Annotated in this window: 15 protein-coding genes; 12 read left to right on the top strand and 3 right to left on the bottom strand. The window is 39.2% G+C overall.

The window, feature by feature from the left end; all coding sequences use genetic code 11:
* Positions 1-1,506 (top strand): carboxypeptidase regulatory-like domain-containing protein (locus VJ937_RS13735; protein ID WP_324068004.1); only part of this gene is annotated, 1,506 nt, incomplete at its 5' end.
* Positions 1,507-1,590: 84 nt separating this feature from the next.
* Here the strand turns inward: VJ937_RS13735 and ppgK are convergent.
* Together ppgK and VJ937_RS13725 are read right to left on the bottom strand one after the other, a co-directional pair.
* Complete coding sequence (gene ppgK / locus VJ937_RS13730; RefSeq protein WP_324068002.1) at positions 1,591-2,331, bottom strand: polyphosphate--glucose phosphotransferase; 741 nt, start codon at positions 2,329-2,331, stop codon at positions 1,591-1,593.
* A gap of 83 nt (positions 2,332-2,414) precedes the next feature.
* The gene (locus VJ937_RS13725; RefSeq protein WP_324068000.1) at positions 2,415-4,046 is read right to left on the bottom strand and encodes an FAD-dependent oxidoreductase; all 1,632 of its coding nucleotides are present in this window, start codon (positions 4,044-4,046) and stop codon (positions 2,415-2,417) included.
* A 251-nt stretch (positions 4,047-4,297) separates the two neighbouring features.
* Here VJ937_RS13725 and VJ937_RS13720 point away from each other — a divergent pair, with 251 nt between their 5' ends.
* From VJ937_RS13720 to VJ937_RS13680, 9 genes are all read left to right on the top strand, one after another.
* Positions 4,298-4,558 carry a TM1266 family iron-only hydrogenase system putative regulator gene (locus tag VJ937_RS13720; RefSeq protein WP_324067998.1) on the top strand — a complete coding sequence of 87 codons (261 nt, stop codon included), beginning with the start codon at positions 4,298-4,300 and terminating at the stop codon, positions 4,556-4,558.
* On the top strand, positions 4,548-4,793 hold the full coding sequence (locus tag VJ937_RS13715; protein ID WP_324067996.1) for a hypothetical protein: 246 nt from the start codon (positions 4,548-4,550) through the stop codon (positions 4,791-4,793). Before VJ937_RS13720 ends, VJ937_RS13715 begins: the two co-directional genes overlap by 11 nt.
* Before the next feature lie 40 nt (positions 4,794-4,833).
* Positions 4,834-6,264 (top strand): [FeFe] hydrogenase H-cluster radical SAM maturase HydG, encoded by a 1,431-nt coding sequence (hydG, locus tag VJ937_RS13710; RefSeq protein WP_324067994.1) that lies wholly within the window; start codon positions 4,834-4,836, stop codon positions 6,262-6,264.
* A 170-nt stretch (positions 6,265-6,434) separates the two neighbouring features.
* Positions 6,435-7,097, top strand: a complete 663-nt coding sequence (locus VJ937_RS13705) for an FAD-binding oxidoreductase (protein WP_324067992.1) — start codon at positions 6,435-6,437, stop codon at positions 7,095-7,097.
* Between the two features lie 10 nt (positions 7,098-7,107).
* The gene (locus tag VJ937_RS13700; protein ID WP_324067990.1) at positions 7,108-7,824 is read left to right on the top strand and encodes an SDR family NAD(P)-dependent oxidoreductase; all 717 of its coding nucleotides are present in this window, start codon (positions 7,108-7,110) and stop codon (positions 7,822-7,824) included.
* A 10-nt stretch (positions 7,825-7,834) separates the two neighbouring features.
* Positions 7,835-8,716, top strand: coding sequence for a cation diffusion facilitator family transporter (locus VJ937_RS13695; RefSeq protein ID WP_324067988.1), 882 nt, complete (start codon positions 7,835-7,837; stop codon positions 8,714-8,716).
* Positions 8,717-8,733: 17 nt separating this feature from the next.
* On the top strand, positions 8,734-10,188 hold the full coding sequence (locus tag VJ937_RS13690; RefSeq protein ID WP_324067986.1) for an SDR family oxidoreductase: 1,455 nt from the start codon (positions 8,734-8,736) through the stop codon (positions 10,186-10,188).
* A gap of 65 nt (positions 10,189-10,253) precedes the next feature.
* Entirely contained in the window at positions 10,254-10,946 is a 693-nt protein-coding gene (locus VJ937_RS13685; RefSeq protein ID WP_324067984.1) for an SDR family NAD(P)-dependent oxidoreductase, read from the top strand.
* A gap of 4 nt (positions 10,947-10,950) precedes the next feature.
* On the top strand, positions 10,951-11,436 hold the full coding sequence (locus VJ937_RS13680; RefSeq protein ID WP_324067982.1) for a DoxX family membrane protein: 486 nt from the start codon (positions 10,951-10,953) through the stop codon (positions 11,434-11,436).
* A 113-nt stretch (positions 11,437-11,549) separates the two neighbouring features.
* On the opposite strand, the gene VJ937_RS13675 is transcribed toward VJ937_RS13680, so the two are convergent.
* The gene (locus VJ937_RS13675) at positions 11,550-12,482 is read right to left on the bottom strand and encodes a sensor histidine kinase (protein WP_324067980.1); all 933 of its coding nucleotides are present in this window, start codon (positions 12,480-12,482) and stop codon (positions 11,550-11,552) included.
* Positions 12,483-12,770: 288 nt separating this feature from the next.
* On the opposite strand from VJ937_RS13675, the gene VJ937_RS13670 reads away from it, so the two are divergent.
* Complete coding sequence (locus VJ937_RS13670; protein WP_324067979.1) at positions 12,771-13,784, top strand: bifunctional oligoribonuclease/PAP phosphatase NrnA; 1,014 nt, start codon at positions 12,771-12,773, stop codon at positions 13,782-13,784.
* A complete protein-coding gene (locus VJ937_RS13665) occupies positions 13,774-14,310 on the top strand; it encodes an FKBP-type peptidyl-prolyl cis-trans isomerase (protein ID WP_324067977.1) in 537 nt (178 codons plus the stop codon). The genes VJ937_RS13670 and VJ937_RS13665 overlap by 11 nt, the downstream gene beginning before the upstream one ends.
* Positions 14,311-14,511: the final 201 nt, after the last annotated feature.

Below are 14,511 nucleotides of genomic sequence, written 5' to 3'. Positions count from 1 at the left end.
ACAGACTTTGAGTTTGTTGAAGGAACAGACAACACTTCCCGCAACCCGGTTGTACAATTCAATACGGCCAATTCGTACACCGTAGAGCTTACAGCCACTAACCTCGTTGATAGCGATACGGAAACTAAAACAGACTACATCACCATCAATGAAGTGACTGAAGTACCTGTTGCTGACTTTACAACTGATGTAACAGACATTTACCCGGGTGAAGTGGTAAATTTTACCGATATGTCGAACAATACACCTACCGGATGGCAATGGGCCGTTACTCCCGGAACAGAAGGAACCGAATTTGAATATGTAGAGAGTACAAGCAGTACTTCACAGAATCCGGCCATTCAGTTTAACACACCCGGATACTACACCATAGAGCTAATAGCATCAAATGAAATTGGCGATTCTGATCCATACAGTGTAACCGACATGATTAATGTATTACCGGTATTTTATATGCAGGATGGCTCTGTTACAACCTGTAACGGCGTATTCTTCGATACTGGTGGCCCTGACGGAGAATACAGTACAAGTGAAAACTTGATTTTCACCATTTATCCAGCAGAAGCAGGAAAAGTAAGTCGTTTAGATTTTGTAGCCTTTGAAACAGAGAGTGGTTATGATTACCTGACCATTTATGATGGAGAAGATGCTACTGCTACTCAAATTGGTTCTTATGATGGCAATAACGATGGCTTGTCTGTAACAGCTACCAATGAAGCAGGAGCCCTAACCTTTGTGTTTAATTCTGACGGTAGTGTAGTTGATCCGGGTTGGGAAGCCAACATAAGTTGTGTTACTCCGGGTAACTACCTGGCTACATTTACAGTAACTGATGCTGACAGCAACCCAATTGAAGGCGCTACAGTTAACATTAACAGTACTGATATTACAACAGGTGTTAATGGTGTTGCTACCATTGACCTTGCCGACGGCACATATGATTACACAGTAAGTGCAACAGGTTACCTCAATGCTACAGGCAGTATAACCATTTCAGGAGCCGATGTAGCCGAAGAGGTGGCCCTTGATATGGAAATGTACATGGTTACATTTGAAGTTACCGCTGACGGCGCAGCTGCCGAAGGCGCAACCATTACATGCCCTGGAGTAGATCCAATGACAACAAATGTTGATGGAGAGGCTTCAATGGAAATGCAATCAGGAGAACATGAGTACACCGTAAGCATGGACGGATATCCTGACGCAACCGGAACATTCGACGTTGTAGACGGCCCAGTTACCGTACCTGTGAACATGGTTGGAATTAACGGTATTGCAACAGCTAACCTGAAACTGTACCCGAACCCGAACAAGGGAACCTTCCACATTGAAGTAAACGGCACATATAATATTACCGTAATGAATGCCATTGGCCGCACTATTCACACTGAAAAAGTGAATGGTCAGGCAACCATAGATATGAACAATGCTTCAGAAGGTATTTATTTCATCAAACTACAGGATGGAAACAAAGTGGAAACACAGCGTTTTATCATCAGTAGGTAAATAGAGTAATTAAAAAGAAAAGGGTTGCAATTTTGCAACCCTTTTTTTAGTCAAAATAGTGACCAGTCGGTTAGTATTGTTTTTTTACAATGCCCTGGAGGCCAAAAGTGCTGCACCGATTATCCCTGCCTGGTTGAGCAATTCAGCAGGTTTTACCGGTGTTTTTACAGTTATGGTTTCGGCGTATTTGTGGAATTTTTTGCTCGATCCTCCACCCAGGACAAAAAGATCAGGGTAAAAAAGCTTATCAAAATATTTTAATACAATATTGAACCTTTCTCCCCACTCTTTTCTGCTCAAATCTTCTTTTTTTCGCACTGCATCAGAAGCAAAGTGTTCTGTTTTCATGCCGTTATCCAGGTATACATGTCCCAGTTCTGAGTTTGGAATTAATTGTCCCTGGTTGATTATGGCTGAACCGATACCTGTTCCTATTGTTAAAAATATGGCAAGACCCTTATAGCCTTTAACACATCCAAACTGAAGTTCCGCGGCTCCTGCTGCGTCAGCATCGTTAAATACCCGCACAGGTAAACCTGTAATATGCCCGAACACTTCATCTACGTTTACATTGATGCAGGATTTATGAATGTTGGAGGCCGTTTTAACTACTCCGTTTTGTATGACAGATGGGAAGCCACATCCGACCGGACCTTCAAATTTGAAGTGGTCCACAATGGCTTTTACCGTCTCGGCTATATCGTCAATAGTGGCAGGTTGCGGAGTAGGAATGCGATGTCTTTCCTTCAGAAACTCTCCCTTATTAGTGTCAACTATTGTCCCTTTTATGCCTGATCCTCCAATGTCTATTCCTAGTACTTCCATTGTAAAATATTTTGAAGTAAAATAATGAAATTACTTTTAATATCACAAATACAATTTAACATTCGGAACATCATTTATTTTGGTCAGGGTAGTACCTGATGAACATAGCTAATAGCCATTGACCCTTCTCCTACAGCTGAAGCAACGCGTTTTGTGGAGCCGCTTCTCAGATCACCTACAACAAATAAACCGGGAATACAGGTTTCTAATGGGAATGGGTTTCTATTGAGGGGCCAATTCTCTATACTTGTTGCATTTAATTCATTACCAGTTAGTACAAATCCGTCCTTGTCTGTGCAAACTAGTTTTGCGATCCATTTATTTGAAGGCGTTGCACCAATAAAAGAAAACACATGAGCTATATGCATGGCTTCATCTTTTTCCGTTTTGTGGTTATATAGCTGAATTTTTTCAATCGTGCGGTTACCTTCAATTTTTTTAAGCTCTTTTTTTGTGTGCAATGTAATTTTGCTATTGTCAACAATGCGATTAATAAGATAGGATGACATGCTTTTATTTAGATCTTCACCCCTTATTATAAGATGTACGTGTGCGGCATGGTTAGCTAAAAATAATGCTGCCTGACCAGCAGAATTTCCACCCCCCACAACAACCACATTCTCATCTTTGCATGTACGCGCTTCCATGGGTGTTGCTCCATAATAAAGCCCTTTGCCATGAAAGTCCTTTATGCCAGGTATGTTAAGTGTACGGTATTGTGCCCCTGTTGCAGCTATTACTGTCGATGCCTTAATTGCTTTACCATTAGAAAGTAATAATTCAAAATAGTGTCCGTGGTGAATAAGCTCTTTGGCCCGAAAAGGGACAGATATGGTACAACCAAATTTTTGTGCCTGAAGATATGCCCTGTTTGCCAATTCATTACCAGAGATTCCTGTAGGAAAGCCCAGATAGTTTTCAATTAATGAACTGTTGCCTGCCTGCCCTCCGGGCCCGATTTGATCGATTGTAATTACACTAAGCCCTTCTGATGCACCGTAAACACTTGCTGCTAACCCGGAGGGGCCCGCGCCTACAATTAATACATCGTATCGGTTTTGTACTTCTTTTGCTGAAAGCCCAATATGCTTTGCAATTTCTTCAAGAGAGGGATTCCTGTTTACATTTAAGTCTGGATCAATAACAATTGGGGTTTCTTTCTGAGATATCCCTAACCGTAGAAGGATGTCTTCCGAAGCCTGGTCTTTCTCTGTATCGAGCCAGGTGTAGCGTATGTAGTTTTTTGAGAGAAATTCCCGTATCCGAAAGGTTGATTGCGAAAATCTGGAGCCTACCAGCGTGTAACCTCCTTCGTGTCGCTCAAGGATGTCGACTCTTCGTAGAAAAAACGCTTTTATAAATATATCATTAAGCTCAGAATTACGGGCGAGAATTTTTTTTAACTCATTATGGGCTATCCTCAGAGCTTTTACCCTTGTTTTAGCCATAGCCCTGAACATTGCCGCGCGATCTGATAGCATGTCGCTATCGCCCGTAAATTCTCCGGCACGATGGCAGGTTATAAATTTATTGTTGTCATAAGGATCCAAAATGTCGATTTCCCCTTCAAGCACTACGTATAAATCATAATTCTGCTCTCCCTGCTTTATAATTATATCCTCTTTTTCGAAATTGACAATGCTGCCGCAAGGAGTAAGGTATTTGATTTGCCGCTTTGTCAATTTTGGAAATATATGGTTGTTTTGCTTATTCATTGCAACTATTTTATAACTAAACTATTCATTGGCTTAATGGTTGTCTCGCAATGGGAAATTAGTGTAATTTCTTATTATTCGACAATTAATGTCAAGCGAATCGTCAAATTATAAAACCCTGTAGTGAAATCTGTTTTGCAACATATTCGTTTTTAAACGCAAGGTTTTTGTTGTATATTTACACATCTGCGCAATGCACATGTGCATTGTAAGGATTCTGTAAAACTTAAACTGATCCGGAGGTAAGGCTGATGGAAAGGCGAATTGGCGCAGCCGTCTTATTAATTAGAGACAAAGCTGCTATTATCAAGCTTAATAAAATTGTTTCTGCACATGCCAATATTGTTATTGGCCGGCAGGGTATTCCTTTGCAGCAGAAGGACATAAATGTGATTACGCTTGTGCTTGAAGGTTCAACCGATGAAATTGGTTCACTTACGGGTCAGCTCGGACGTTTAGAGGGAGTGCAAATAAAATCTGCACTTATTAAAGACGAGTACTATGGATCGTAAAGATCAATATGAAAAATTAGGGCAATGGCTGACTGAGCAATTTCAGTTAGATGTAATTGTTTGTAAAATTACCGGCAAACGGTGGGCATTTAGATGGAGCAATATTGCAGACATTGAAAATGCCCGGCGCATGCAATTAAGCCCCGACATAGGTATAGTTATACCTGCTGAAACCAGTAAAGAGTTTGATGCTAAAATAAAAGAAGCGTTAAACATAAGCTGGTTCGAAAAGTGAGAATGAATACGGAAGCAATTTCCCGTTAAAAAGAACATTTATGCAATTTACTCCAGAAAAATATCGTATTGAAGATCGTCCAATGAAACCATTCATTGATGCAGACGAGATTGAATCATTTTTGAACGAAGCAAAACCCGATAAGGATAGGGTTGAAGCGATTATTCAAAAATCGCTTAATAAACAAAGGCTTAATCTTCAGGAAGTAGCCACGCTTTTGCAAGCTGATGATCCTGAGTTAATCGAACATATTAAAGAAGGGGCGCGTGAGCTGAAACGTAAAGTTTATGGTAACCGCATTGTGCTTTTTGCTCCGCTCTATATCGGTAACCATTGTACAAATAATTGTAAGTATTGCGGTTTCCGCGTTACCAATACTGAGGCAGAACGAATGACCCTGACTGATCAAGAGATTGTGGAAGAGGTTGAGGCACTTGAAGACAATGGTCAAAAGCGTTTGATACTTGTATATGGTGAACATCCAAAATACAATGCTGATTACATCGCACATACAGTAGAGACTGTATATAACGTAAAAAAAGGAAATGGTGAAATACGAAGAGTAAATATTAATGCAGCTCCGCTAGATTTTGAAGGCTTTAAGAAAGTACATGAAGCCGGCATAGGCACATACCAAATTTTTCAGGAAACCTATCACCCTGAAGTGTATAAATCATACCATCTTGGTGGAAAAAAAGCTGACTATAATTACAGGTTGACCTCGCTTGACAGAGCCATGGAAGCTGGTATAGATGACGTTGGCCTTGGGGCACTGTTTGGATTATACGACTGGAAATTTGAAGTGATGGCTCTTGTGCGTCACACCAATCACCTTGAGGCCTGCTATAATGTGGGACCACATACGTTGTCTTTCCCCCGCATTACAGATAGTACTTCTATTGATATGCCTGATAAATATATGGTGAATGACGAAGATTTTAAACGTTTGGTTGCCATTTTGCGCCTTGCTGTGCCATATACAGGAATGATTCTTACAGCACGCGAAAGCCCCAGTGTGAGAAAAGAGGTCATTGAGTTTGGTGTATCGCAAATTGATGGAGGAACAAAACTGGAGCTGGGTTCATATCACAATAGTAAAAATGAAGAACAAAACCTTAATCGTGAGCAGTTCATGATTAATGATAATCGCTCCTTAAATGAAATAATAGATGAGTTGCTTGACACAGGCAAGTTACCATCGTTTTGTACAGCTTGCTACAGGTTAGGGCGAACCGGCGAGCATTTTATGGAATTCTCTGTACCGGGTTTCATAAAACGCTATTGTACACCCAATGCTATACTTACACTTTCTGAATATCTGGTAGATTACGCCTCCAATGATACAGCAAAGAAAGGTTGGGAGGTAATTGAAAATACCATCAACACAGAGTTAGATGGGTTTAAAAATATTGAAGAACTTAGAGACCGTATTGAGAAGATTAAACAAGGCGAACGCGATCTCTACTTTTAGTGTCTCTTTTGGTTTTATTTACAAAATAATTGTGCAAAGCCGTTTGCCCTGAGGGGCTTTCGGCTTTTTTTATGCCACACTATTCATAAATTACCAGGAAAACGCAGTGAAAGCAAACACTCATTAAGGTTTTTTGTTAGATAATAAACAAACCATAAAAGCTTAAACAAATGACACATACAGTTCGAATAATAGCAATAGATAATGTAACCCATGATGTTAAACGCATTGTTGCTGAAAAACCAGAAGGTTACACCTTCGAGCCGGGGCAGGCTACAGAAGTTGCTATAAACAAAGAAGATTTTAAAGACGAAAAACGCCCATTTACATTTACATCCCTTCCAGAGGATGAACACCTTGAGTTAATTGTTAAAATGTATGAAAGAGAGGGTGTTACCCAGAAGTTTGACCAATTAAATACTGATGATGAATTGATTATTGGCGATGCCTGGGGAAGTATTCGGTACAAAGGACCCGGCTATTTTATTGCAGGTGGTGCAGGTGTAACGCCATTTATTGCCATCTTGAGAAAACTTGAGAAGGATGGTAAAATGGAAGGTAATACGCTGCTCTATAGTAATAAAGAAGAACGGGATATTATTCTTGAAGTTGAGCTCAGGCAAATGTTGGGTTTGAAATTTGTGAATACCCTCACCCAGGAGAAAAACGAGCAATACTTTCATGGTAGAATAGATAAGAAATTTTTACAGGATCATGTAAAAGATTTTTCAAAATACTTCTATGTTTGCGGAACAATGGAAATGACAGAAGAAGTATTAAAAAACCTGAAAGAATTAGGGGTTAAAGAAGAGCAATTAGTTTACGAACAATAAAGCAATTAGCATGAACTATTTTTATATCACAGGTACAAGCAGAGGGATTGGAAAAGCAATAGCTGAAAAATTACTTGAAGACGATTTGAATATAGTAATCGGTATTTCGCGCAGGCAAACAATTAATCATGAGCGCTACAGGCATGTTGTTTTTGATCTGAATATGATTGAAGCTGTTCAGGCATATGAATTTGAACAATATGATAATGCTGATAAAGTTGTCTTAATCAATAACTCCGGCGTTTTAGGCGATGTCAATCATATTGGGAAAATGAGCAGTCAGAAAATGGTTCAGAGTTATAATGTGAATCTTATTGCTCCTGCTATTCTCATAAATAGTTTTATGGATTCTTATGCCGATACAAAAGCTGAAAAAATGATTATCAATATAAGCTCGGGTGCAGCACGCCATGTTGTTAATTCATGGAGTACTTACTGTTCTACCAAAGCAGGTCTTGAAATGTTTGCACAGGTGCTTGATGGCGAAATTGCTGAAGCAGGCAGGAACGATTTCAGGGTGTTTAGCATAGCCCCTGGTATTATTGACACTGAAATGCAGAGTGAAATAAGGCAGGTGCCTGATGAACAATTCAGTTCAAAAGATAAGTTTGTTGAGCTCAAAAAAAACAACCAGCTAACTTCACCGCAGGAAGTAGCCGAAAATATGGCGGATGTAATTGCAAATCCAGACAATTATCCTGAAACCATAATGGATTTTCGAGATTAAAAAATAATATATGCATCAACATCATGATCATGAGCACACAGGTAACATAAGGTTTGCCTTTGTGCTCAATTTGCTTTTTGCCATTGCTGAGGTTATTGGTGGTATTTTAACCAATAGCATGGCTATTATTGCCGATGCTGTACATGATTTGGGTGATAGCCTTTCGCTGGGAGCAGCATGGTTTTTTGAAAAATACAGCCGGAAAGGTCGCACGGCAAGCTATACCTATGGTTATCGGCGTTTTTCGCTGCTGGGAGCTTTAATAAATTCAGTAGTCCTCATTATTGGGACTGTATTTGTGCTTACAGAAATTTTTGAGCGAATAATGAATCCCGCTGAGGTTAAGGCCGATGGAATGTTCTATCTGGCACTCGCCGGTGTTGTAATAAACGGGTTGGCAGCGTTGCGCTTGAGGCGAAATAAATCACTCAACTCACAAATGGTAATGCTGCATTTGCTTGAGGATGTGTTAGGTTGGTTTGCTGTATTGATAGCTAGCGTTGTGATCTATTTTACAGGTTGGCACAACGTAGATGTATGGCTTAGCCTCGTTATTGCTGTGTGGGTTATATATAATGCCGCAAAAGGATTAGTGAGTGTGATGAAGGTCGTGCTTCAGGCGTCACCAAAAGAGTTTGACTATGATGAGACCTTATCAAATCTTGCTCAAATTGATGGTGTCCAGAATGTGCATGATTTACACGTGTGGTCGCTCGATGGCGAATACCATATTGCCAGTCTGCATGTGGCTGTAGCAGACAAACATCCTGAAAAGGATATACAAATGCGTCAGGAAATCCGAAAATATTTCAATCAAGTGAATATTAATCACGTAACCATTGAAACTGAACTACCCGAAGAGGCTGAAGATTGCGACTATAAAGATTGTTAGTTGATAAGTAATAAATTATGCCCGAAAGCAAATTAAATATTCTTGTAACCGGAGCTACCGGTTATATAGGCAAAAGGTTAATTCCTGTTTTGCTCGATCAGGGGCATAATGTTTATGCTTTGACCCGGGATAAAAACAGGTTGAACCTGGCTGATTATATATTAAAAGAGATCAGGGTTATAGAAGTCGATTTACTAAACCCTGATGCAGGATTTGCTTTGCCACAAAGTATAGATGTTGCTTATTACCTGGTGCACTCAATGAGTGGTAGCATTGGAAAATTTTATGAAATGGAGGCTCGCTCTGCAGAGAACTTTGTGCAATTGGTTAATTCCACAAATGCGCAGCAAATCATTTATTTAAGCGGGCTCGGTATGGAAGATAAGCTTAGTAAGCATTTAGCCTCAAGGCAAAATGTTGAGCAGATTCTGGCAAATGCAAATGCTGCTCTGACAGTGCTTCGGGCAGCAATAATTGTGGGATCGGGTAGCGCGTCCTTTGAAATTATGCGTGATTTAGTAGAGAAACTTCCGGTTATGGTTGCTCCCAGGTGGCTTAAAAGTAAAATTCAACCCATTGCCGTTCGCAATATAATTGAGTATTTAACAGGTGTTGTTGGGCACGAACAGACATATAACCGTACTTTTGATGTAGGTGGCCCCGATGTGCTCACATACCGACAAATGCTGAAAAGGTTTGCAAAAGTGCGCAAACTTAGGCGACTTATTATCTCTGTACCTGTTATGACTCCTCGTTTGTCATCATATTGGTTATATTTCGTAACAGCAACATCATATAAGCTTGCTGTAAATTTGGTCGATAGCCTTAAAGTTGATGTAGTATGCAGAGAGAACTCAATTAAAGAGTTGGTCCCAATAGATCTGATTTCTTATGAAAAGTCAGTCGAGCTTGCTTTTGAGCGAATTGCTCAGAATTTGGTACTCTCCAGTTGGAAAGATGCCGTTAGTGAAGATTTTTCCGGTGCACATCTCGATGAATATATAGAAGTCCCTACCTATGGCTGTTTTAAAGATATTAAGCATGCAGATATAACCGGAAATGAAGAGGACATAAAAAGAAATATTTGGAGGATTGGTGGTACACATGGCTGGTATTATGCCACCTGGCTTTGGGGCTTTCGTGGTTTTTTAGATAAGTTAGTAGGGGGAGTTGGTCTGCGACGGGGGAGAGCCAACCCTGATGTGATTAAAACAGGCGAGGCCCTTGATTTTTGGAGGGTAATATACGCTGCTAAAGATCGATCGAGACTTTTACTTTATGCTGAGATGAAGCTACCGGGTGAAGCATGGCTCGAGTTTAGAATTAAGCAGCAAAAGAACAAATCCATTTTGCAACAAAAAGCTACTTTTAGGCCTAAGGGTTTGTGGGGTAGAATGTATTGGTATGCTGTTTGGCCTTTCCATCTTTTTGTTTTTTCTGGTATGATCAGAAATTTGATACGCTTTCGTTGATTTGTTTAGCCAAATAGATAAAAAGTTAAACAAAAATGTTTTTACATTGTTTCATAAATAAAAATATGGAGCGAAATATAGTAATAGCAGGGGCCAGTTCTACCATAGCAAAATCTATAATTCAGAAACTTGCTCATCAGGATGTCAATCTATACTGTTTATCCAGAACTGATGATATCTTAAACAAAAATAAAATTCATTTTGCCCAAACTGATGTATTGAAAGATGAACTTCCAACAGCTTTTTTACCGGAAGAAATACATGGTGCGGTTTATATGCCAGGTACGATAAATTTAAAACCTTTTAAACGGTTCAGGAGCAGCGATCTTGAAGCAGACTGGGCAGTGAATGTTGGTGGAGCTACCCGGTTTTTTCAATGGGTATTGCCAAAAATGGTAAACAACTCCGCTGCATTGATGTTTTCCAGTGTAGCTGTTCAAACAGGCATGCCTTTTCATGCATCTGTTTCAATGGTAAAAGGAGCAGTTGAAGGGTTAACCAGGGCACTGGCAGCAGAATATGCACCCCGAATAAGGTTTAATGCCCTTGCATTATCCTTAACAAATACCAAAATGGCGGAGCGATTTATAAATTCTGACGATAAGCTGGAACGTAGCAGAGCACGTCATCCCCTTAACCAAATTGGTGACCCTGACGATATAGCTGATTTAGCTGCATTTTTATTGAGTGAGCGTTCACGCTTCATTACCGGACAGGTTATACCGGTTGATGGCGGATTGTCGAATTTAAGAGTTTAAAATAATGAATTTAAGAGGAAATACTTTTGATAAAATAGACAAAAGAATTACATACTGGATGGCTAATCAGGGTATTAAGTTACTCAGAATTAGTATTGGTTTAATATTTTTTTGGTTTGGGGCCCTGAAATTTTTTGAGGGATTAAGCCCCGCACAAGGTTTAGCTGTACAAACCATAGACGTTATTACATTTGGCTTATTGCCAGAGAAATTAATTTTATACGGCCTTGCTATTTGGGAGGTTCTGATTGGTGTTGGTTTGCTTTTTAATATTTTTCTGCGCGAAACACTCTTATTATTGTACCTTCAAATGATTGGCACATTTACACCGGTATTTTTATTTCCTGGTGAAGTGTTTACTGTTTTCCCTTACGGATTAACATTCGAAGGACAATACATTATAAAAAATCTTGTTGTGGTAAGTGCAGGTATCACACTTGGTGCTACAGTGCGTGGCGGAAGGTTACGGGCTGATCACGATACCGATTGATCATGCGTAGTTACACTTCATTTGTAGAGGCTTCGCTGCGATTAATACAGTGGAGCCTTTATTATTTGTTTGGTTACTGTTATTACTTTTTTGAGTGTTTCTTAGCAATAAAATCATGAAGTTTTAGGCAGTCGAACCAGGAAATATGAGCCTTTGCCGGGCTCCGACCTTACGGTAATTTTGCCATTCAACATTTCGGTAAAATGTGCGGCTATGGATAATCCAAGTCCGGCGCCTTCTCTTACCTCTTTGTCCTCTATGTCGCCCTGAATAAAACGTTCGAAAATTGCTTTTTGGCGTGCTGCAGGTATTCCTATTCCGGTATCTTCTACAAAATACTCAATATGGTCGCTAAAATCATGGTACCCGAATTCAATTTTACCCGCATCAGTAAATTTAATTGCATTTTTGATGAGATTGATCAGAATGGCGCAAACCTTCTCTTTATCAGAATGGAATATTGCCTTTTCATCAGGCAATCCGTTTCTTAATATTAATGTTAAGCCTTTTTTCGTACATCTGGGTTTAAAAAAATTTGAAAGATAATTTGTTTGCTCGTTCATATTATAGGATTGCTTTTTTATGGTGTAACCACCAGCTTCAATCTTCGAAATATCTATAATGTCATTGATAAGACTCAGCAATCGATCGCCGCTTTTACTTATAATTTTTAGGTATTTGAGTTGTTGCTCGCGTGAGTAATTTCTTGAACTCAAAATATGCGTAAAACCCATAATTCCGTTTAAAGGCGTACGAATTTCGTGGCTCATGTTGGTGAGAAAAGCCGTTTTGAGGCGGTCATTTTCTTCTGCTTTTTTCTTTGCTTCCAGATAATCACTGTTTTTTGACTGAAGTTTTTTCTTTTGATTTAGCTGATAAACAAAAAGGTTTCCTAAAATAACTCCGACAATCCCGCCGAAAATTACAGGAACATAATATCCGTTTATATGAATTTCGTACCCTGCCAAAAATTTTTGAAGTGTGGAAAAGACACTTAAAATCAACGCTCCGCTGATGAAATAAAATAATTGACGCAGGATCTTCATTAATTATAATTCTATACTTTACATTAATCTAATATGCACTAATATACCAAAATTAAGAGTTTTTAAATGAATTTCAATGCCTTTTATTATGAGTGCTTTTCTATGTGAAAAATTATTCCGGTTTAATCTATTCACGTATATAAACCCAAATTTTAAAAGAACTTAAGGCTATTTTATAAATGCAAGCTTCATTTAAAAACCGGAATACTGATTTCAATACTGCTCAAATGTTATTATATTTGATGTTTTGCTAAAAGCAAGCAAAGCATAATTTTTGAACATAAAGAAGTGGAAAATATAATAAGAATATCAGATATAGAGGCCTTTAACAGCCTGCTCTCAAAAACAAAAAAGGTGGCCATATTTACCCATGTGAATCCCGATGGAGACGCCCTTGGAAGCGCACTTACCTTTCAAATGGCCTTACGCAAAAGAAAAATCGCATCCGAAATATTTATTGCCAACAGAGTCCCGGAGTCGTTGACATGGATGCCCGGTGCAAAATCAATAAAACATAATGCATCAAAGACAGAACTTGATGCTTATCTTAAGACCGCAGATCTCATTGCCTGCCTAGATTTTAATGAGCCCGGTCGCATGGATCAACTGGCCTACGTGCTTGAAAACCCACCATTACCTGTATTGGTGCTTGATCATCACCCACAGGTAAAGGAATACGAAGGTTTGCAAATAGCCAGCACGCGTTACAGTAGTACTGCCGAATTACTTTTCTGGATTTTAAAAGAAAGTGACAATTTGCCTTTAACCCGGGAAGTGGCTTCCTGTATTTATACCGGAATAGTAACCGATACAGGTTCCTTTTCTTATAATGCCTCATCATCAGCGACCTTCAAGGCTGTTGCCGAGTTACTCGAAATAGGTTTCGATAAGGATCGTATCACAGAGTTGGTTTTTCAGCAATTTGCTGCCAGTCGTATGAAATTGCTCGGGCACATGTTGGCCAATCGTATGGTAATCATCCCTGAATATCGTACTGCATACACTTATTTAACACGAAAAGATTTAGCGGATTACAATTATCAACCAGGCGATACCGAAGGCTTTGTAAATTATCCTTTATCGGTAGCAGGAATTAAATTTACAGCGTTTTTTATCGAAAAAGCAGAATATGTAAAGATCTCATTTCGTTCTAAAGGTAATTTTGCTGCTAACGAATTTTCGACGCAGTTTTTTAACGGAGGTGGACACCTCAATGCTGCAGGTGGCAAATCTCACAAAAATCTTTCTGATACTTTAAAAGAATTTGAAGAAAAAGTTAAAGCGTACTATCATGAATTTTAAATATTTAGCTGTTACAGCATTGCTCCTGTTTGCTTTGGCCTCATGTAAAAATAATTATCATGAAAAACAACAGGCAGAACAAATCATGCGGAAAGAGTACAATAAGAAACTCATTGAGGCCAATAAAGGATTAGTTGCTAGAGACTCTTCGCGCATAGTAGGTGTGATAAGAGCGAATAACTGGGATATGAATGTAACTGGTACCGGCTTATGGTACGAAATAATTGAAAAGGGAAGGGGTCAAAAAGCCAAACTCAACCAAATTGCTATACTAGATTATAAAGTAAGGTTGCTTAGTGGTGAACTCGCCTATACATCTGATTCTACTGGCCCATTGAAATTTAAAATATCAAAAGGCGGTGTGGAGCGTGGCCTTGAAGAAGGTGTATTGTTACTACATCAGGGTGACAGCGCTCGCTTTATTATGCCTCCATACATGGCACATCATTTATTGGGCGACCAGAAAAAAATCCCACCAAGATCCACAATCATCTATGAAGTGCGACTAAAATCTTTGAAAAAATAGTTGAACGCAATCTGAAAATACCTATTTTTGTTCCTATATTGCACAAACGAAAGAAATGAAGTCAGGGGTTATCTATATTCTTTTATTATTCTTGTTGGCCTGTAAATCTAATCCATATCCCGATTATAGCAAGGCAAATGATGGTGCTATATATTATCGGTTGTTTATGTTTGGCGACGACAGACATAAACCGGAAGCGGG

Origin of the sequence: Salinivirga sp. (assembly GCF_035268865.1) — a bacterium.
Taxonomy (GTDB): Bacteria; Bacteroidota; Bacteroidia; order Bacteroidales; family Salinivirgaceae; genus Salinivirga.
The sequence above is the reverse complement of the archived record's forward strand: the minus strand, read 5'-3'. Positions and strand labels throughout refer to the sequence as shown.

Bases quoted from the DNA above. Each gene is read 5' to 3' on its own strand.
- ppgK (WP_324068002.1), bottom strand. From the start codon at position 2,331: ATGGAAGTACTAGGAATAGACATTGGAGGATCAGGCATAAAAGGGACA.
- VJ937_RS13725 (WP_324068000.1), bottom strand. From the start codon at position 4,046: ATGAATAAGCAAAACAACCATATATTTCCAAAATTGACAAAGCGGCAA.
- VJ937_RS13720 (WP_324067998.1), top strand. From the start codon at position 4,298: ATGGAAAGGCGAATTGGCGCAGCCGTCTTATTAATTAGAGACAAAGCT.
- VJ937_RS13715 (WP_324067996.1), top strand. From the start codon at position 4,548: ATGGATCGTAAAGATCAATATGAAAAATTAGGGCAATGGCTGACTGAG.
- hydG (WP_324067994.1), top strand. From the start codon at position 4,834: ATGCAATTTACTCCAGAAAAATATCGTATTGAAGATCGTCCAATGAAA.
- VJ937_RS13705 (WP_324067992.1), top strand. From the start codon at position 6,435: ATGACACATACAGTTCGAATAATAGCAATAGATAATGTAACCCATGAT.
- VJ937_RS13700 (WP_324067990.1), top strand. From the start codon at position 7,108: ATGAACTATTTTTATATCACAGGTACAAGCAGAGGGATTGGAAAAGCA.
- VJ937_RS13695 (WP_324067988.1), top strand. From the start codon at position 7,835: ATGCATCAACATCATGATCATGAGCACACAGGTAACATAAGGTTTGCC.
- VJ937_RS13690 (WP_324067986.1), top strand. From the start codon at position 8,734: ATGCCCGAAAGCAAATTAAATATTCTTGTAACCGGAGCTACCGGTTAT.
- VJ937_RS13685 (WP_324067984.1), top strand. From the start codon at position 10,254: ATGGAGCGAAATATAGTAATAGCAGGGGCCAGTTCTACCATAGCAAAA.
- VJ937_RS13680 (WP_324067982.1), top strand. From the start codon at position 10,951: ATGAATTTAAGAGGAAATACTTTTGATAAAATAGACAAAAGAATTACA.
- VJ937_RS13675 (WP_324067980.1), bottom strand. From the start codon at position 12,482: ATGAAGATCCTGCGTCAATTATTTTATTTCATCAGCGGAGCGTTGATT.
- VJ937_RS13665 (WP_324067977.1), top strand. From the start codon at position 13,774: ATGAATTTTAAATATTTAGCTGTTACAGCATTGCTCCTGTTTGCTTTG.